Here is a 16,526-nt window from a genome sequence, read left to right as displayed (position 1 = left end):
GACAGCACCGAGTGCCGTGCTACGGGTGATGCCCAATTGGCGAGGTTCTTCGCTAGCGCATTGGCCACGCGTTCCTACCAGACGTCGGGGATGTCGCCTGATATTCAAGTGCCCGCGGGGTCCACGCTTGGGCGTTGGCGCGCCCAGCTGGACAGCGCGTTCAAAGCCCCTGGGTTCCTCGCATGGGCAAAAGGGCAGGGGCTTGATACGGCGGGCATGCAGCTGGACCCGGCACGCGGGGAGCTTGCCGGTATCGTCGACGGCAAGGTGCGGACTTTTACGCTGCGGGACGATTCGGGGTGGTCCGATGTTTCCCGAACACTGTTGTCGATTGCCAGGGTGATCGCGCCTCAACCCGAGCATGGGTTCAGTTACCCCTGGCCGGAAGGCAAAGTGCCGTTGTACACAGTGGGCCGGTTTTACAACCAGCCGATAGACCTCACGCCGGCGCAAGCGGCCTTGCACCGCAAGAAGCTGGCGAATAAGGCGCTGTTTGAATTCGCGCCCTCGGCTTATGCATCGCTGCGGTCTGCAGAGGCGTTGGCCCAGCAGCAGACGGCGCTGGGTGATGACGCTGACCGTCATGCGCTCATGACTGCGCTGAGGTCTCAGGCAGACGACGCCAACGGGAGCATCGACCTGGACCAGGTCATGCTCCAGATCGACCCGCGTTCCAGCCGATTTGCCAGCGAGCAGCGCCGCCAGATGAGCGTGGCGCAAATGCTCAGGCAGGATGGGCATAAAGTGCCCGTCAATAGTCAGCAGGCCCAGGGTTTGGCGCTGGCGTTATCCTTTGACCTTGCTCATCGGGCGCCGCGGGCGAACGCTGGCGGGGCAAGGCCGATTGCTGGTTTATTGAGCGCTACCTCACTGCGCAAGGTCCGCGCAACGGTAGTTCAATGGCACAAGGCCCAAGTAAACCACCGTTCAAATCCTCAAGCGGGTGCCGGTGCGGGCAGCTTGTTACGGGGGTTGATCAGTGAGCTTCCTCAGGCCACCAGGGCGACGATGGCGAGCAACCCTGCGTCGGCATTGGACCAGCTGATTCGATCACCCAAGGCGCGGGCCCTGGGTCAGGAGATACAAAAAAAGATCAAGGTGATTGAGACGCCCACCAGTGTCATTGAGAGTGTAAGTGTCGCTCTGGTGCAAGAGCTTGATCCTGGAATGGGCAAGTCCTGCTTCAACCTGGCGGGCTACAACCTGTATCAAAGGGACAACGCAGGTTACTCACCTGCAACCATCGTCAAAAGTTTCATCACTCACCTTGAGCGTAAGGTCGGAGTTGAAGCGGCGCCTCTTGCTGCGCAGCTGTTATTAGCGGCAGCCGCCCCGGAGTTCTTGGTAAAAGACATCCCGCCTAACCTTGTTTACGGCTCTCATACATGGGCGAACTTTTCCATCGAAGTTTCACGTATAGAGCAACAAGTGCCTGGCGCTTCGGGGAACATGACGTTCAGCCAGGTCATGGCGTTTGGTGAAGCGCCACTTACGTCCCTGGAAAGCGAGGATCAGCTGAGCGCTGCGTCAGGCATTGCGATTATTACCTGGGGCCTGGCCAACGGTGTTATCGCGCATAAACCCGACCACAACTATACGTACACAGACGTCAAGCGTTCCCAAGAGGCGTTGAATAAACAACAAAAAGAACTGGCATGGGCGCGTGATACCTTGTCAGCGCCTGCGACGACGCGAGAGCAGTTGGCGGCGGCCGAGTTGAAGCGGGTGTTTCCTGAGTTGGACCCCACCCAAAAAGTATTGCAGGCACCGTGGGTCAAACATGACCCTGTTTCGCTGCTTGATGTCTATATGAGCGGGCCGATCAAGCCAGAGCGCTGGCGGTCGCTGAATAACAAGGTGCTGCCTTGGGCGGCAATAACGCCACGCCTTACTCAACTTGTTCCCGATATCAATCAGGTATTTTCTACAACGTTTGAGAACTATAAAGTGGCGCACGACAGTGCCTGGGCCATTCAGTTTAAGTATCAGCTTTCGCTTTTACCCAGGGAGGATCAAGCGCGGATCGAACAGTCGGCGGTCAGTTTTATCGAGGTGTCTCGCCCCTTTCTCAATACAGCGCCCGCACCGGGATTGTCCTGGAACAGTGCAGAGCCTGTATCAGGGCTCTCCTTGTACGCCGATATCAAGCCCCGCACGCCGACAGCACAGGAGATAGAGGCACTCAAGGGCCGGCATGGTTTGCTCATGAAAGTAGCGGGGAGTGCGGGCCAGGCCAGCTACTACAGTTACTTCCCGGCATTGGGGCGGTTCGTCAAGGAAAGCGGGTTTCCGGGTGAACACACCAATGCTAACGATGGCGCTTATTTTGGCGGGAGCACCCAAGGCCGTGTTCCGGGCACGTACAACGTCTATACGCAATACGGCGCGACCCACCACGGGCCTGATCCCCTTGAACGCCCCGGTACATTACACGGGACGTATTTTTCCGCCAAAAGCGGTGCCCTTGGTATCACCGCAGCCAGCTTTTTTACCCGTGACTATGAGGCGCTAAAGTCCAAAGCGGCCGGCATGACAGCGATAGAAAAAGGAAAGCGCTACGACAAACAGTTGAAGGCTTTTTTTCTTGGGCTTATCCCTTTCTACGACGGTATTCAGGACGCGATTAAGGGTGACGTATCGGGCGCGATCTTTAATATCGGCTTCGATATTTTAGGCTTTGCGCTTCCGGCGCTTAACACGGCTCGAAAAGCAGTCAAGGGCGGTCAGTCGCTCGGCAATGTCATCAAGAGTTCGGTCTTTTCCGGTGTCGGCGCTTCGGTGGGCTATACCGATGCGGCCGATATTGCAAAAAACCTTAATCGAGGCGCGAGCGCTGGGTATAAAGATATCAAGTACGTGCTTGAACATGGCGACGAGGTGTTGTCCCGATTAAGAGGGCGCTGGCGCAGCTATGATGTGACAAAAGTTTATAAGGACGATGATATCGTTAAGGGGTTTCATCGCGCGCAAAGCAATAATTTGTGGGTCCCCGTGGTTGCAGTTTTCAAGAAAGGTGCATGGTACGCCTACAATATTCTCACTAATACGCCGTTTGGGCCTCAGTTGCTGCAGTTCGGTGTAGTAAGTGCGATAGCCCCTGCGGCCAAATAATTTGGCAAGTAGTTACATTGTGCTATGTGACGGTCTCTTGGTATTTGAGAAGTTATGGCTGTGGGTAAGTGGCATGCTAATTAATCGGTTGTATATTTATAGGCTCTGGTCGGAACGTTATTGATTGTTTTGCCACGTATTAAATGAAGGAAATGGATGACTTTCTAATGTTAATCAACCATTAGGTAAATCATTATGATGTTTTCAAATTCAATCTCGCGGCCATTGGCATTCTCAAAGATCGGCGATCTTTTCTCCACGGGTTTCAACAGGGTGGATGTCTCGGGTGTTCCTTCCGGTTCTACGCGAGTGATTGACGCGCCGAAACTGGAAGGCGGGGCAGGCAGTAAACCCGGGGCTGGCAATCAGGCCTATGATCAGCAGTTCGTGGACGCACACGTGAATGGCTTCAGCGCGCCAGGCCATGCGAGCGGTACCCGCACGCCGGGAGAGGCACCTGATACGCCTGACACACCGGAAATGGCTGATTATCACGCCAAGCATCAAAAAGAATGGCAAGCCCAGAAAGATGCTGGATTGCGAGATAAGCTGTTTGCGCAGCCGACGCCCGGTCGAGTAGAGGGCCAGGAAGTCGAACCGTTTTCTGCACAGGGCCTGGAAGACAACGCAGTAGAGTTGGTGAAAGCCAGCAGTGCGAAAGCGGACCGCGCGCTTCCACTTCAGCGCAAGGACATTGCAAAAGTCGCCAGCATCACGGCCGCGGTCACAGTACCGCTGTCGACGGTCGGCGTGGTCGTCAGCGGAGCCATTCTGGAGGTTGTAAAACCCCTCATCAGTTCGACGCAGACGGCCGCCACCGAGCAAAGTGTTCAGGATGGGCGTTTGGTGGATCATAGTCAGAAGAGCGTATTCCTGTTGGCGAATACCTTGGCGGATCTTCGTTCCGAGCCGCATGTACAGCCAGGCTTGGAATGGGTAGCGAAAACAAATGAAGAGCGAATGGATTATCTCGAGGAGATGCTTGATTACATTGAGCCGGCATTTGCCAACGAAGCGCAGAAGCTGAGTATTTCCTTTCAGGCCGCCTCAACCGGTGCCGCAAAAGACGACATCAAAAGCCGGGCGCTTGGCTTGGAGTCCAGGATGGCGGCCCTTACCGCGTTGATGGGGGCAATGAAAGTCAAGCATAGGGCCAGCGCCGCCTAGGTGAGCGCCGACGTTCCAGGCTCCGAGCCACGGAGCCAGCAATGAAAGAAGTGCTGTCGATGGGTTGCGTACTGGCAACCACAGCGTATGCGGCGGCACTTCTTTTTCGGTAAACGCACGTCGGGATTGACCCCCGTCAGCGCTGCACGGCGACAGCTAAAGAGTGCGATTTTCCCCTCCCTGCGCTAACCTGCCTCGATGTTTTACGAGGTCAACCATGCACATTCATATTCTCGGTATTTGCGGCACCTTCATGGGCTCGATGGCGGTTCTGGCCAAAGAGCTGGGCCACCACGTCACCGGCTCCGACGCCAATGTTTACCCGCCCATGAGCACGCAACTACAGGCCCAGGGTATCGAGTTGACCCAAGGCTACGATCCGTCGCAATTCGACCCGGTGCCAGACCTGGTGGTGATCGGCAACGCCATGGTGCGTGGCAACCCGGCGGTCGAGTATGTACTCAATAAAGGTTTGCCTTATGTCTCCGGCCCGCAGTGGCTGGCGGACCACGTGCTGCAAGGTCGCTGGGTACTCGCGGTGGCCGGCACTCACGGCAAGACCACCACCAGCAGCATGCTCGCCTGGGTGTTGGAACACGCGGGCATGAGCCCAGGCTTTTTGATTGGCGGTGTGCCGCAGAACTTCGCGGTATCGGCGCGCCTGGGTGACACGCCGTTCTTTGTGATCGAGGCGGATGAATACGACAGCGCGTTCTTCGACAAACGCTCCAAGTTCGTCCATTACCGCCCGCGCACGGCGATCCTGAACAACCTTGAGTTCGATCACGCCGACATCTTCCCCGATCTGCCGGCCATCGAGCGCCAGTTTCACCACTTGGTGCGCACCATTCCGAGCGAAGGCCTGGTCATCCATCCGACCACCGAGCCGGCGTTGCAGCGCGTGATCGACATGGGCTGCTGGACCCCGGTGCAAACCACCGGCGCGGGCGGGCAGTGGCAGGTCAAGCTGCTCAGCGAAGACGGTTCCAGATTTGAAGTGCTGTTTGAAGGGCAAGCCCAAGGCATCGTCGAGTGGGGCATGACTGGCCAGCACAACGTCGCCAACGCCTTGGTCACCCTGGCGGCCGCGCGACATGTGGGCGTGGTGCCCGCCATGGGCATCGCCGCGTTGAGTGCCTTCAAAAGCGTGAAACGCCGCATGGAGAAAGTCGCCGACGTCAACGGCATTACCATCTACGACGACTTTGCCCACCACCCGACGGCCATTGCCACCACGCTGGATGGCCTGCGCAAGCAGGTTGGCGATGCGCCGATCATTGCCATTGTCGAGCCGCGCTCCAATTCCATGAAGCTGGGCGCGCACCGCGATGGCCTGCCGGAAAGCGTCAACGACGCCGACCAAGTGGTCTGGTATGCGCCGCCCAACCTTGGCTGGGACCTGCCGGGCATTGCAGCGCTGTGCACTGTGCCTTCCACCGTCTGCGATTCCATCGAGGGCATCATTGAACACGTCAAGCATCAAGCCACGCCGGGCACCCACATCGTGGTGATGAGTAACGGTGGCTTCGGCGGCCTGCATGGCAAGCTGGCCGAGGCGCTGAAATGAGCGGCCCGGAACGCGTCACGCTGGCGATGACCGGTGCCTCCGGCGCGCCCTATGGCCTGCGCCTGCTCGATTGCCTGGTGCGCGAAGACCGCGAGGTGCATTTTTTGATCTCCAAGGCTGCGCAGTTGGTGTTGGCCACCGAAACTGATGTCGCGCTGCCGCCCAAAGTGCAGATGATGCAAGCCTTCCTCACCGAATACACGGGGGCGGCGGCAGGGCAGATCAAGGTTTACGGCAAAGAGGATTGGATGTCGCCCGTGGCCTCAGGCTCCGGAGCGCCGGCGGCGATGGTGGTGGTGCCGTGCTCGACCGGCACCTTGTCGGCGATTGCGACGGGCGCCTGCAACAACTTGATCGAGCGCGCGGCGGACGTGACCTTGAAGGAGCGCCGCCAGCTGATTCTGGTGCCGCGCGAGGCGCCGTATTCGAGTATCCATCTGGAGCACATGCTCAAGTTGTCGAACATGGGCGTGACCATCTTGCCGGCGTCGCCCGGCTTCTATCACCAGCCACAGACCATTGATGACCTGGTGGATTTCGTGGTCGCGCGGATTCTCAACCTGCTGAATATTCCCCAGGACATGCTGCCGCGTTGGGGCGAGCACCATTTGAGCAGCGATGAATAAGGCGCTGCTGGTGATGCTGGCGCTGCAACTGACGGGCTGCGCCACCGCGCGCACGCTCGACGCCGCGCAGCCTGGCGCGCCGGTGGTGTACGCCGGCACACGGCTGGATTTGTATGCGATTAACGGCGGCTGTTGCGCCAAGGACCGGTTTGGCGCTGAAGCGCCGAGCTATCCGCACATCGACCTGCCGGCCAGTGCGTTGCTCGACACGCTGCTGTTGCCGTTGTCGGCGTTGACGGTATTGGGCGTGGGTTTCAATGCAACCGGTGGTCTGTAGCACTGACCTCGCAGGCAACACAAAACCAATGTGGGAGCGGGCTTGCTCGCGAAGGCGGCGTGTCAGTCGATGCCTAAGTTGACTGGTCCACCGCCTTCGCGAGCAAGTCCGCTCCCACCGTTTGTTGCGTGCCAGAGCTCAACGACGTTACTTGCCGAGTTTGCGTAGCTCATCCGACTCGACCACCCGCACCCCGTCCTGCTCTTCCAGCGCCAGGCGCCACATGGCCCGGGCCAGCTCGCAGACTTCAATGCCGTGGTACTTGCCTGGAATCAACCGCGACAACGGCCCGGCGAGCTGTTCAGCCAAGCGTGGTTCCAGGCGCTCTCCCAGCAGCAGCGAAGGGCGCGCGATGGTCAGTTGCGGCCAGTCCTGAGCCTTCAACGCCTGTTCCATTTCGCCTTTGACGCGGTTGTAGAAGATCGAGGATTTCGGGTCGGCGCCAATTGCACTGATCACGATCAGGTGCCGCGCGCCCATTTCCCGAGCGCGCTTGGCGAAGGCCACCACCATGTCCAGGTCGACGGCGCGAAAGGCCGCTTCGGAGCCAGCCTGTTTGATTGTGGTGCCCAGGCAGCAGAAGGCGATATCGACCTGGCCGCTCAGTTGCGGCAGCAACGCCACTGGGTCACCCACCGGGTTTTCCAGGTGCGGGTGTTCAGCCAGCGGCTTGCGGCTAGGCGCCAGTACGCGGGTCACGGTAGGTTCGTTGAGCAGGCGGTCGAGCAGGTGTTCGCCGGTGAGGCCCGAGGCCCCGGCGAGCAAGATATGTTGTGGTGTCAGGTACATGGTGTTTCCCCCTTGTAACACGTTACAGCTTAGTTGCCTTTGGCTTCCTTGCTATTCATTGAGACGCTTTCGAGCGCCTTTCGTGCCTGCTGTTTACGTAATAACTGCCAATGGGCGATCACGCCTTTGGGCGCCCAGATCTGCGGTTCGGACGCTTCGAAGTTGTCCGCCTGTTCGCGCTCGGCCACGTGCATTTGTGCCAGTTTGAAAGCCTGCTGTAAGTCATCTGTCTGGTTTAAAGCTTGTGCGAAAAGGGCATCGCCAAAGTAGGTGAAGTCCGCTTCCTCGGAGCAGCCAAAGGACACGCGATCGGCACGCGAGGCGGTCATGATCAGCGTGCGCTCATCTTTGAGCGCCGGGATAAACCCACCGGAGTAGCAGGCGGAAATCACGATGACCTTGTCGCGGTTTTTCAGGGGGGCGAGCACGGCGGCGAGTTCATCGGCCGGCAGGTCGGCCAGTTCCATGCGCGGTTGGTCGAGCACCAGTTCGTGTTCGTGGGTGCCATGGCTGGTCATGTAGATAAACACCAGGTCCTCCGGCCCCGTGCGCTCGGCAAGGGTTTGCACGGCGCGGCGCAGGCTTTCGCGCGTGGCCAGAGGGCGGTCGGCAATATGGTCACGGTGGTTGACCAGGCGAATCTGCCCGCGCGCGCCGAAACGGGTAGCGAGCATGTTGCTCACGTAATCGGCTTCGCGCAGGAACACGCTTTGCTTGCCGTCGCCGGCCAGCACCAGGGTGTACAACTCGACGGCGGGGGTGGAGGCGGGCACGGCGGCGAGGGCGGCATCGAGCAAGCGGCCTTGGGCCAGTATGCCGATTTCCAGCGGGTCGGGCAGCAGCTTGCCGTCGGCGTCGCGCACGCGCATGCCGTTGACCCAGGTGCCGGCCTCTACCGTGCCATCGGTGAGCACGAGGGTGCCCTTGCCTTGATAGCTGTCGCTGTCGAAACCCCCGATATAGAAGCTGCCGTCAGTGAGGTTCAAGCGGCCTTCGCCGGTGAAGCGCCAGTCGCTGAACTGGCCGACATAGTGGCTGCCGTCCACGCCGATCAGCTCGCCTTTGCCGCTGAGGGCGCCTTCCTTGAACTGGCCGATCCACACGTCGCCGTCGGCGTTTTCATAGCGGCCTTTGCCGTTGAGCTGGTTCTGTTTGAACTGGCCGACATAGATGTCGCCGTCGGCGCTGTTGAACGTGCCATTGCCTTCGAGTTGGCCATCGACAAAGTGACCGCTGAACTGGTTGCCACTGTCGTCGTTACGCTGGCCTTCGCCATTCGGTTTGCCGTGGGCGAACTGGCCCTGGTATTGGCTGCCGTCGGCCAGCTCGAGGCGGCCAAGGCCGGAATATTGATCGTCCTTGAATTCGCCGCGATAGGTCATTTGCCCCTCTTTGAGGGTGCCCTCGCCGTTGCGCCGGCCATTCTTGAAACCACCGACGTAACTGCTGCCCGCCGTGGTCAGGCTGCCCTGGCCATCGAACAGGCCTTGCTTGAACTGACCTTTATAGACCTCGCCGTTACTGCCATGCCATTCACCCTGGCCGTGCCATTGGCCTTTGTCGAACTGGCCGGCGTACCAACTGCCGTTGGGGTAGTCGACCCGGCCTTGACCTTGCAGCAAACCATTGACCACATCGCCCCGGTAACGGCCGCCGTCGGGCAGGCGCGCATCGGGCGGCAACAGCGATTCGCCGTCTCCGCAAGCGGTGAGCAACAGGGCAAGGGCAAGGGGAGCGAGTGGGCGCATAGCGGGATCCGGATAATTGAGCGCCGAGTATGCCGCAGCTGCGAGTTTCATACATAAATTTACATACGCTGTGGTGAGGTTTATATCCCCACCACAGGCGCGGGCTTACACGAAGTAGAGCGACAACGACTCGGCGACGTAAGCCGGTTTTTCCTGCCCGTCGATTTCCAGGGTGGCGGTGGCTTTGAGTAGCCATTGGCCAGGCTTTTTCTCGGTGACGTCATTGAGCGTCACGTTCAGGCGCACCTTGGAGTTGACCTTGACCGGTTGGATGAAGCGCACGCTGTCCAGGCCATAGTTGACCGCCATCTTCAGGCCCTCAGGCACGATCAGAAGGTCTTCCATCAGCTTGGGTATCAGCGACAGCGACAGGAAACCGTGGGCGATGGTGCCGCCGAACGGGGTCTGCGCGGCCTTGACCGGGTCGACGTGGATGAACTGATGATCGCCGGTGGCCTCTGCGAACAGGTTGATACGCGCCTGGTCGATGGTGAGCCATTCGGAACGTCCCAGTTCCTTGCCGACATAATCTTTGAGCTGCGCTACAGGTACATAGGGCATTGCGACTCTCCTTGGTTCATCGTTTTTATAGGTGGGCCAAATCCAGGGTAGATCATCATGGGCAACCCACCCGGTCAACCCACCATGCTTTTGGCGAATGCCGAAGCATAGAGCCGGCGTGCTTATAATGCGGGCGGGTTTTGAGGGGGAGATAACCGATGCTGTTAAGGGGCCTGACATGGCTGGTGCTGTTTCAATTGATCGGCACCGCGATCAACCATTTGCTGGTGCCGGTGCTGCCTGGGCCGATCATCGGCTTGCTGCTGATGCTGGGCTTTCTGATCTGGCGCGGTGAAGTCGGCGAGCCCTTGAGCCTGGCCGCCAGCAGCCTGTTGCGTTATTTGCCATTGCTGCTGGTGCCGCCGGCCGTGGGCGTGATGGTGTACGCCAGGGACATCGCCGCCGACTTCTGGGCTATCGTCGGCGCACTGGTGTTGTCGCTGGTGATCGCCATGGGCTTTGTCGGCGTGCTGATGCAGCAGATGGTCAAGCGCAAGGAGAAGGATCAATGACCTTCGATTGGCAAGGCGCATGGACGGCGGTCATTCATCACCCTCTGTTCGGCATCGGTATCACCCTTGGTGCCTATCAACTGGTGTTGGCGGCTTTCGAGAAAACCCGCTGGATCTTCCTGCAGCCGGTGCTGGTGTCCATGCTGCTGGTGATCGGCGTATTGCTCAGTTGTGGCCTGACTTACGTCGAGTACCGCAAAAGCACCGAGATCATGGGCATCCTGCTCGGCCCGGCGACCGTGGCTCTGGCGGTGCCGCTGTTTCTGAACCTGCGGCGGATCCGCCAATTGTTCTGGCCGATTTTTACTACGCTGGTGGTAGGGGGCGTGTTGGCCACTGGCCTGTGTGTGCTGCTGGGCTGGTGGTTTGGCGCTGAGCATAGGATGCTGATGACCATGGCGCCCAAGTCGGTGACCTCGCCGATTGCCATGCTGGTGGCCGAGCAGATCGGTGGCGTGGCGGCCCTGGCGGCGGTGTTTGTGTTGATCACCGGAGTGGTCGGCGCGATGATCGGCCCGGCGTACCTGTCGCGCCTGGGCGTGCACAGCCCCGAAGCGCGTGGCATGGCCCTGGGCATGACCGCCCATGCGGTCGGCACCTCGGTCGCGCTGCAGGAAAGCGAAGAGTGCGGCGCCTTCGCGGCGTTGGCCATGAGTCTGATGGGCGTGGCCACGGCGGTGTTCCTGCCGCTGGCCGTGTCCGTGATCGTTTAAACCGGGTTTGAAGGAAACCTCTATGAGTCTGGCGCTGTTCCCGCTCAATACCGTGCTGTTCCCTGGCTGCACCCTCGACTTGCAACTGTTCGAGGCGCGCTACCTGGACATGATCAGCCGCTGCATGAAAAAGGGCGAAAGCTTCGGCGTGGTGTGCATCTTAAGCGGCAGGGAAGTGGGCATGGCCCCGGACGGCTACGCGCTGATCGGCTGTGAAGCGCTGATTCGCGACTTCAAGCAACAGGACAACGGCCTGCTGGGGATTCGCGTCGAAGGCGGGCGCAGGTTCCGCGTGCGTGATACCGGCGTGCAGAAGGACCAGCTACTGGTCGCCGAGGTGCAGTGGCTCGAAGAGCTGCCGGATCAACCGCTGGAAGAAGAGGACGCCGACCTGCTGGCATTGCTCCAGGCGCTGGCTGAGCATCCGATGGTTGCCTCGCTGGACATGGGCACCCACGCCGATGGCCAGCAAGCCTTGGGTAACCAGCTGGCCTATCTGCTGCCGTTCACCGAGGCCGACAAGATCGACCTGCTGCAACTCGACGACCCGCAGCAACGCCTGGACGCCATCCAGATGTTGCTCGACGAGTTGCAGGGCGAGCTCTTCACTCAGTAGGCGTAGCGCAGCAGGGCGTGCGGGGTGCCGGTCAGGGCGATAAAACTCATGAGCGCCACCAGCACCGGCAGCAGCAGCCACCAGGTCGTGCGCGGCATGGCCGGCAGCGGGCTTTGATACTGGGTGACGGTCAGGCTGAACGCACACACCGTCATCGCCAGCAACGTGCCGGCCAGGATGTCCGTGGGCCAATGCGCGCCGAGATAGACCCGCGACAGCGCAATGAAGGCCGCCGGAATACAGCCCAGCAGCATCCAGGTCAGGCGCAATCTGGTGGGTTGGCCGCGACCGGCCAGTACCGCCAGCGCCAGGAAAAACGCAAATGCGCCGGAGGCGTGGCCGCTGGGCATGCTGAAACTGGTCAGCGGGTCGGTGAGGATTTCCGGCCGGCCACGGGCGAAAAACAGCTTGGTGCCGGTGTTGATCACCGCCGCGCCGGCCAGCGTCGCGCCGACGAACACCGCATGACGCCACTGCCGAGCCAGCAGCAACAAACCGGTGAAGATGGCGCTGGCGACAAACATCTTCCTGAACTCACCCAGCTGGGTGATCCGCACCATCACCTCGTCCAGCCATGGGCTACGGTGTTCCTGCACCAGTGCGCTCAACCCTTGATCAAAGTCATTGAGGTGCGGGTAGCCAATGAACAGGGCGATCAACAGCGTCAGGCTGGCGCAACCCATCCACAAAGTGGCGCGACGATGGCCGCGCAGGCTGCTGTTCAAGCTCAGGCCCAGCAACACCGCCAGGCAGGCCGCGACGATACCTGCCTGCGGCCAGAAAGCGGCTGGCAGTGGCAGGCGAAAGGCCGCGCCGGTGGCCCAGCCCGGCAGCAGATAGGCCACCGACCAGCCGGCTGCCGCCAACACGCTCACGGCGGCAAAGCGCGGGAAGGGCATGTCGCACATCCCGGCCACCATCGGTAGCATCGGGCGCAACGGGCCGATGAAACGTCCTACCAACAGGCTGGCGATGCCGTATTTGTGGAAGTAGGTTTCCGCGCCGTTCATCCATTCAGGATGGTGGCGCAGGCCGGGCAAGCGTCGGATGTTCTGATGGAAATGTCGGCCCAGGTAGTAGGAAACCCCATCGCCCAGCAAGCCGCCGAGGAAACCCAGCAACAGGGTTTCACTCAAGGACAGCGCGCCACTGCCGGCCAGCGCCGCAATGGCAAACAGCAACACCGTGCCCGGCACGATCAGCCCGGCGATGGCCAGGCACTCCACGCACGCGACGATAAACACCGCGACGGCCAGCCATTGCGGGTTCAGGGTCAGCCAGCCGGTAATGCTATCGAGCCATTGGCCCATACAATCAACTCCATATCTGTATTGCGAAACCTGAGACAGTGAAGATCAATTGTGGGAGCTGGCTTGCTCGCGAATGCGGTGTCTCAGTGAAGGAATCCGCCGCTGACACACCGCATTCGCGAGCAAGCCCGCTCCCACATTGGATCTGCTGTGTGGCTGGTATCAATGACCCGCGCGAGCAGCAGTCTCAGTCTGTTCAAACCAAAAAGTAATCGCGGCCTTCGACCTGGCCCCGGCGCAGCGGGTTCCGGGTGCAATAAGGCGCATAGCCAGCATCGACAAAGCGGTACATCAAATGTTCATCGCGCCCGCTGGGGATGCCCAGGCGCGTGGTCTGGATGATCTGCGACGGCGCCTGGCCGACGTCTTCAACGTAGAGCAGTTCCTGGTCAAAACGCTTGGCATCCCACATCGGCACTTTCAATCCCAAGGCTTTGCACAGCAGCGTCTGGCCCGCACAGAGTTTCTGCGTGGGGCGAGGGTGGCCGTTGGCGTCGGGGTTGTTGAGCAGCATCTGCGCCAGGCTCGCCGGGCCGGAGATGTCATCGACCCACGGATACGCCGATTTGATCAGCACGGCATTGCCTGGGCCCTGGGCGCTGAAGTTCAGCGAATCACCGCCACGGGCGTAGTACATGTAGATGTGCCCGCCATCCAGAAACAAAGCCTTACGCTTTTCTGTGTAGCCGAGCGACGCGTGACTGCCTTTTTCGGCCACGTAATAGGCTTCGGTTTCAATAATTCGCGCTGAAAGCCAGATATCGCCCACGCGGTGGCGTATGACTTTTCCGAGTAATTCGCGCGCGAGTAGTTGCGCGTCACGGTCGAAGAAGCTGTCGGGCAGGGCGCTGGCGGGGAGCAGAGGGGCAAAACTGGACATGGCGATCAGGGTTAATGCGGCTAAATGTGACGGAATAATAACAACTCCCACCTTAATTACCGCTGAACCCTAAGTTTTTACAGTTCATTTCGACCATCCGCCCCTCACCGCTGTCAGTCGGGCGGCGTCACAGCTATAATCTGCCGCTTTCCTCTTTGCCAAGACTCCCTGACCATGACTGAGTCCGTTCTTGACTACATGACCCGCCTGGGTCGCGCTGCCCGGCAGGCCTCGCGGTTGATCGCCCGTGCGAGCACTGCGCAGAAGAACCGTGCCCTGTTGGCCGCCGCCGATGCTCTGGATGCTTCGCGCTCCGAGCTGGCCGCCGCCAATGAACTGGACCTGGCCAATGGCCGCGCCAATGGCTTGGAGCCAGCCCTGCTGGACCGCCTGGCGCTGACCCCGGCGCGTATCGACGATATGATCGAAGGCCTGCGTCAGGTGGCCAAGCTGCCTGACCCCATCGGTGAAATCCGCGACATGCGTTACCTGCCGTCCGGTATCCAGGTCGGCAAAATGCGCGTGCCCCTGGGCGTGATCGGCATCATCTATGAGTCGCGCCCGAACGTGACCATCGACGCCGCGAGCCTGTGCCTCAAGTCGGGCAACGCTACGATCCTGCGTGGCGGTTCCGAGGCGATTAATTCCAACCGCGCCATCGCCGCCTGCATTCAGCAGGGCCTGGCCGTGGCCGAGTTGCCGGCTGAAGTGGTGCAAGTGGTGGAAACCACCGACCGCGCCGCCGTTGGCGCGCTGATCACCATGCCGGAATTTGTCGACGTGATCGTGCCGCGCGGTGGCAAGAGCCTGATCGAGCGCGTGAGCCGCGATGCCAAGGTGCCAGTGATCAAGCACCTGGACGGCGTGTGCCACGTGTTCATCGACATCGCCGCCGACATCGACAAGGCGATCCGCATCGCCGACAACGCCAAGACCCACCGCTATGCCCCTTGCAACACCATGGAAACCCTGCTGGTGCACGTCGGCATTGCCGATCGCGTGCTGCCGCCGCTGGCTGCCATCTACCGTGACAAGGGCGTGGAACTGCGCGGTTGTGAGCGTACCCGTGAGCTGTTGGGCGCGGACGTGATCGAGGCGATAGAGCAGGACTGGTACACCGAGTACACGGCGCCGATTCTGTCGATCCGCATCGTCGACGACCTGGACCAGGCCATCGAGCACATCAATAAATACGGCTCCAAGCACACCGATGCCATTGTTTCCGAGCATTTCAGCGATGCCCGGCGTTTCCTCAACGAAGTGGATTCCGCTTCGGTGATGGTCAACGCCTCGACGCGTTTTGCTGATGGCTTCGAATATGGCCTGGGGGCGGAAATCGGCATCTCCACCGACAAGCTCCACGCACGCGGCCCGGTTGGCCTTGAAGGCCTGACCAGCGAGAAATACGTGGTGTTCGGCGACGGTCACGTGCGCACTTGATGGCTAAACGCATCGGGCTGCTCGGCGGTACCTTCGACCCCGTGCACATCGGCCATTTGCGCAGTGCCCTGGAAGTGGCGGACGCCCTCGCGCTGGATGAGCTGCGGGTGATGCCCAACGCGCGGCCGCCGCATCGCGATACGCCGCAGGTATCACCGCAACAACGCCTGGAGATGGTGCGCCTGGCGGTAGACGGCATTGCGCCGCTGGTGGTGGACGACCACGAGCTCAAGCGCGATAAACCGTCCTACACTGTCGATACCCTGGAACTGATGCGTGCCGAGTTGGCCGCAGACGACCAGTTGTTTCTGCTTTTGGGCTGGGACGCATTTTGCGGCCTGCCCTCTTGGCATCGCTGGGAGGAACTCCTCCAGCATTGCCACATCCTGGTTTTGCAACGCCCGGATGCCGACAGCGAACCGCCGGATGCCTTGCGCAACCTGCTGGCCGCGCGGTCTGTAAGTGACCCCTTGGCCCTGACCGGGCCAAACGGGAATATTGCATTCGTCTGGCAGACCCCGCTTGCGGTGTCCGCCACCCAGATCCGTCAACTGCTGGCCAGCGGGAAGTCGGTACGTTTCCTGGTGCCTGACGCGGTCCTGGCCTACATCGATGCGCACGGGCTTTACCGTGCGTCGAACTGAAAAGGCGCGTTTGATCGCACGCACAGTCGTGCAGCAAGCGCCCGAACATACGAGCAAAACGAGTTTTATATGACGAACAAAGACGTAAGCAAAGTTAAGCGCAAAGGCACTTTCAAAAGCGCCCCGCTGCCAGTTGAAGCGCACACCGGCCCTGAGCTGGCTGGCGAAGAGCTGGTAAAAGTCGCCGTGGCTGCCCTGGAAGACGTTAAGGCCCAGGACATCCAGGTGCTGGACGTGCGCGACAAGCAAAGCATCACCGATTTCATGATCATCGCCACCGGTACCTCCAACCGCCAGATCGGCGCGATGCTGGACAAGGTTCGCGAAGCCGTCAAAGCCCAAGGCGTGAAGCCGCTGGGTGAAGAAGGCAAGGGCGACAGCGACTGGGTGTTGCTGGATATGGACGACGTGATCGTTCACATGATGACGTCCAACGCCCGTCAGTTCTACGACCTGGAGCGTCTGTGGAAAGGCGCCGAGCAGAGCCGTGCCGCTGATGGCAAGCACCACAGCCCGGAAGTGGGCCACGCGCACTTCGACAAGCTCAACAAAGACCAGGAATAAG

16 protein-coding genes are annotated in these 16,526 nt (G+C 60.4%); 11 read left to right on the top strand and 5 right to left on the bottom strand.

The window, feature by feature from the left end; all coding sequences use genetic code 11:
• Window positions 1–90: 90 nt before the first annotated feature.
• From ACP7B3_RS25790 to ACP7B3_RS25770, 5 genes are all read left to right on the top strand, one after another.
• Window positions 91–3,111, top strand: a complete 3,021-nt coding sequence (locus tag ACP7B3_RS25790) for a hypothetical protein (protein WP_426181820.1) — start codon at window positions 91–93, stop codon at window positions 3,109–3,111.
• A gap of 195 nt (window positions 3,112–3,306) precedes the next feature.
• Window positions 3,307–4,278, top strand: a complete 972-nt coding sequence (locus ACP7B3_RS25785; protein ID WP_426181817.1) for a hypothetical protein — start codon at window positions 3,307–3,309, stop codon at window positions 4,276–4,278.
• A gap of 217 nt (window positions 4,279–4,495) precedes the next feature.
• Window positions 4,496–5,845 (top strand): UDP-N-acetylmuramate:L-alanyl-gamma-D-glutamyl-meso-diaminopimelate ligase, encoded by a 1,350-nt coding sequence (mpl, locus tag ACP7B3_RS25780; RefSeq protein ID WP_145162507.1) that lies wholly within the window; start codon window positions 4,496–4,498, stop codon window positions 5,843–5,845.
• Window positions 5,842–6,471 (top strand): flavin prenyltransferase UbiX, encoded by a 630-nt coding sequence (ubiX, locus tag ACP7B3_RS25775; protein ID WP_003219402.1) that lies wholly within the window; start codon window positions 5,842–5,844, stop codon window positions 6,469–6,471. Before mpl ends, ubiX begins: the two co-directional genes overlap by 4 nt.
• A complete protein-coding gene (locus ACP7B3_RS25770) occupies window positions 6,464–6,748 on the top strand; it encodes a YceK/YidQ family lipoprotein (protein WP_145162504.1) in 285 nt (94 codons plus the stop codon). The genes ubiX and ACP7B3_RS25770 overlap by 8 nt, the downstream gene beginning before the upstream one ends.
• A gap of 147 nt (window positions 6,749–6,895) precedes the next feature.
• Here the strand turns inward: ACP7B3_RS25770 and ACP7B3_RS25765 are convergent, their stop codons facing one another.
• From ACP7B3_RS25765 to ACP7B3_RS25755, 3 genes are all read right to left on the bottom strand, one after another.
• Window positions 6,896–7,537 carry an oxidoreductase gene (locus ACP7B3_RS25765; RefSeq protein WP_106579386.1) on the bottom strand — a complete coding sequence of 214 codons (642 nt, stop codon included), beginning with the start codon at window positions 7,535–7,537 and terminating at the stop codon, window positions 6,896–6,898.
• A gap of 29 nt (window positions 7,538–7,566) precedes the next feature.
• Window positions 7,567–9,285 carry a C13 family peptidase gene (locus ACP7B3_RS25760; protein WP_145162501.1) on the bottom strand — a complete coding sequence of 573 codons (1,719 nt, stop codon included), beginning with the start codon at window positions 9,283–9,285 and terminating at the stop codon, window positions 7,567–7,569.
• A 105-nt stretch (window positions 9,286–9,390) separates the two neighbouring features.
• The gene (locus ACP7B3_RS25755) at window positions 9,391–9,846 is read right to left on the bottom strand and encodes a MaoC family dehydratase (protein ID WP_145162498.1); all 456 of its coding nucleotides are present in this window, start codon (window positions 9,844–9,846) and stop codon (window positions 9,391–9,393) included.
• A 158-nt stretch (window positions 9,847–10,004) separates the two neighbouring features.
• Here ACP7B3_RS25755 and ACP7B3_RS25750 point away from each other — a divergent pair, with 158 nt between their 5' ends.
• The 3 genes from ACP7B3_RS25750 to ACP7B3_RS25740 are packed head-to-tail and all read left to right on the top strand — an operon-like array spanning window position 10,005 to window position 11,687.
• Window positions 10,005–10,358, top strand: coding sequence for a CidA/LrgA family protein (locus tag ACP7B3_RS25750; protein ID WP_145162495.1), 354 nt, complete (start codon window positions 10,005–10,007; stop codon window positions 10,356–10,358).
• Window positions 10,355–11,071: an LrgB family protein gene (locus ACP7B3_RS25745; RefSeq protein ID WP_106579382.1), complete on the top strand. Its 717-nt coding sequence runs from the start codon at window positions 10,355–10,357 to the stop codon at window positions 11,069–11,071. The genes ACP7B3_RS25750 and ACP7B3_RS25745 overlap by 4 nt, the downstream gene beginning before the upstream one ends.
• Before the next feature lie 22 nt (window positions 11,072–11,093).
• The gene (locus ACP7B3_RS25740) at window positions 11,094–11,687 is read left to right on the top strand and encodes an LON peptidase substrate-binding domain-containing protein (RefSeq protein WP_145162492.1); all 594 of its coding nucleotides are present in this window, start codon (window positions 11,094–11,096) and stop codon (window positions 11,685–11,687) included.
• Here ACP7B3_RS25740 and ACP7B3_RS25735 read toward each other — a convergent pair.
• On the bottom strand, window positions 11,681–12,997 hold the full coding sequence (locus ACP7B3_RS25735) for a bifunctional DedA family/phosphatase PAP2 family protein (protein ID WP_426181808.1): 1,317 nt from the start codon (window positions 12,995–12,997) through the stop codon (window positions 11,681–11,683). The two genes, ACP7B3_RS25740 and ACP7B3_RS25735, sit on opposite strands and share 7 nt — an antisense overlap.
• Window positions 12,998–13,193: 196 nt before the next feature.
• Window positions 13,194–13,877 (bottom strand): DNA-3-methyladenine glycosylase, encoded by a 684-nt coding sequence (locus ACP7B3_RS25730; RefSeq protein WP_426181805.1) that lies wholly within the window; start codon window positions 13,875–13,877, stop codon window positions 13,194–13,196.
• A gap of 174 nt (window positions 13,878–14,051) precedes the next feature.
• Here ACP7B3_RS25730 and ACP7B3_RS25725 point away from each other — a divergent pair, with 174 nt between their 5' ends.
• From ACP7B3_RS25725 to rsfS, 3 genes are all read left to right on the top strand, one after another.
• Window positions 14,052–15,317 carry a glutamate-5-semialdehyde dehydrogenase gene (locus ACP7B3_RS25725; RefSeq protein WP_426181802.1) on the top strand — a complete coding sequence of 422 codons (1,266 nt, stop codon included), beginning with the start codon at window positions 14,052–14,054 and terminating at the stop codon, window positions 15,315–15,317.
• Window positions 15,317–15,961, top strand: a complete 645-nt coding sequence (nadD, locus tag ACP7B3_RS25720) for a nicotinate-nucleotide adenylyltransferase (RefSeq protein ID WP_106579377.1) — start codon at window positions 15,317–15,319, stop codon at window positions 15,959–15,961. Before ACP7B3_RS25725 ends, nadD begins: the two co-directional genes overlap by 1 nt.
• Before the next feature lie 69 nt (window positions 15,962–16,030).
• The gene (rsfS, locus tag ACP7B3_RS25715; RefSeq protein ID WP_003215432.1) at window positions 16,031–16,525 is read left to right on the top strand and encodes a ribosome silencing factor; all 495 of its coding nucleotides are present in this window, start codon (window positions 16,031–16,033) and stop codon (window positions 16,523–16,525) included.
• The last annotated feature ends 1 nt before the right edge of the window (window position 16,526 follow it).

Source organism: Pseudomonas sp. TWRC1-2, assembly GCF_049896685.1.
Classification (GTDB): domain Bacteria; phylum Pseudomonadota; class Gammaproteobacteria; order Pseudomonadales; family Pseudomonadaceae; genus Aquipseudomonas.
Note: the sequence above shows the minus strand (reverse complement) of the source record. Positions and strands in the feature narration are given on the sequence as shown.

What these genes read in the sequence shown, in the direction of transcription:
- ACP7B3_RS25730 (WP_426181805.1), bottom strand. Translation starts at nt 13,877, where the DNA reads ATGTCCAGTTTTGCCCCTCTGCTCCCCGCCAGCGCCCTGCCCGACAGC.
- nadD (WP_106579377.1), top strand. Translation starts at nt 15,317, where the DNA reads ATGGCTAAACGCATCGGGCTGCTCGGCGGTACCTTCGACCCCGTGCAC.
- ACP7B3_RS25755 (WP_145162498.1), bottom strand. Translation starts at nt 9,846, where the DNA reads ATGCCCTATGTACCTGTAGCGCAGCTCAAAGATTATGTCGGCAAGGAA.
- ACP7B3_RS25740 (WP_145162492.1), top strand. Translation starts at nt 11,094, where the DNA reads ATGAGTCTGGCGCTGTTCCCGCTCAATACCGTGCTGTTCCCTGGCTGC.
- ACP7B3_RS25750 (WP_145162495.1), top strand. Translation starts at nt 10,005, where the DNA reads ATGCTGTTAAGGGGCCTGACATGGCTGGTGCTGTTTCAATTGATCGGC.
- ACP7B3_RS25735 (WP_426181808.1), bottom strand. Translation starts at nt 12,997, where the DNA reads ATGGGCCAATGGCTCGATAGCATTACCGGCTGGCTGACCCTGAACCCG.
- mpl (WP_145162507.1), top strand. Translation starts at nt 4,496, where the DNA reads ATGCACATTCATATTCTCGGTATTTGCGGCACCTTCATGGGCTCGATG.
- ACP7B3_RS25785 (WP_426181817.1), top strand. Translation starts at nt 3,307, where the DNA reads ATGATGTTTTCAAATTCAATCTCGCGGCCATTGGCATTCTCAAAGATC.
- ACP7B3_RS25725 (WP_426181802.1), top strand. Translation starts at nt 14,052, where the DNA reads ATGACTGAGTCCGTTCTTGACTACATGACCCGCCTGGGTCGCGCTGCC.
- ACP7B3_RS25745 (WP_106579382.1), top strand. Translation starts at nt 10,355, where the DNA reads ATGACCTTCGATTGGCAAGGCGCATGGACGGCGGTCATTCATCACCCT.
- ACP7B3_RS25790 (WP_426181820.1), top strand. Translation starts at nt 91, where the DNA reads ATGTCGCCTGATATTCAAGTGCCCGCGGGGTCCACGCTTGGGCGTTGG.
- ubiX (WP_003219402.1), top strand. Translation starts at nt 5,842, where the DNA reads ATGAGCGGCCCGGAACGCGTCACGCTGGCGATGACCGGTGCCTCCGGC.
- rsfS (WP_003215432.1), top strand. Translation starts at nt 16,031, where the DNA reads ATGACGAACAAAGACGTAAGCAAAGTTAAGCGCAAAGGCACTTTCAAA.
- ACP7B3_RS25765 (WP_106579386.1), bottom strand. Translation starts at nt 7,537, where the DNA reads ATGTACCTGACACCACAACATATCTTGCTCGCCGGGGCCTCGGGCCTC.
- ACP7B3_RS25770 (WP_145162504.1), top strand. Translation starts at nt 6,464, where the DNA reads ATGAATAAGGCGCTGCTGGTGATGCTGGCGCTGCAACTGACGGGCTGC.
- ACP7B3_RS25760 (WP_145162501.1), bottom strand. Translation starts at nt 9,285, where the DNA reads ATGCGCCCACTCGCTCCCCTTGCCCTTGCCCTGTTGCTCACCGCTTGC.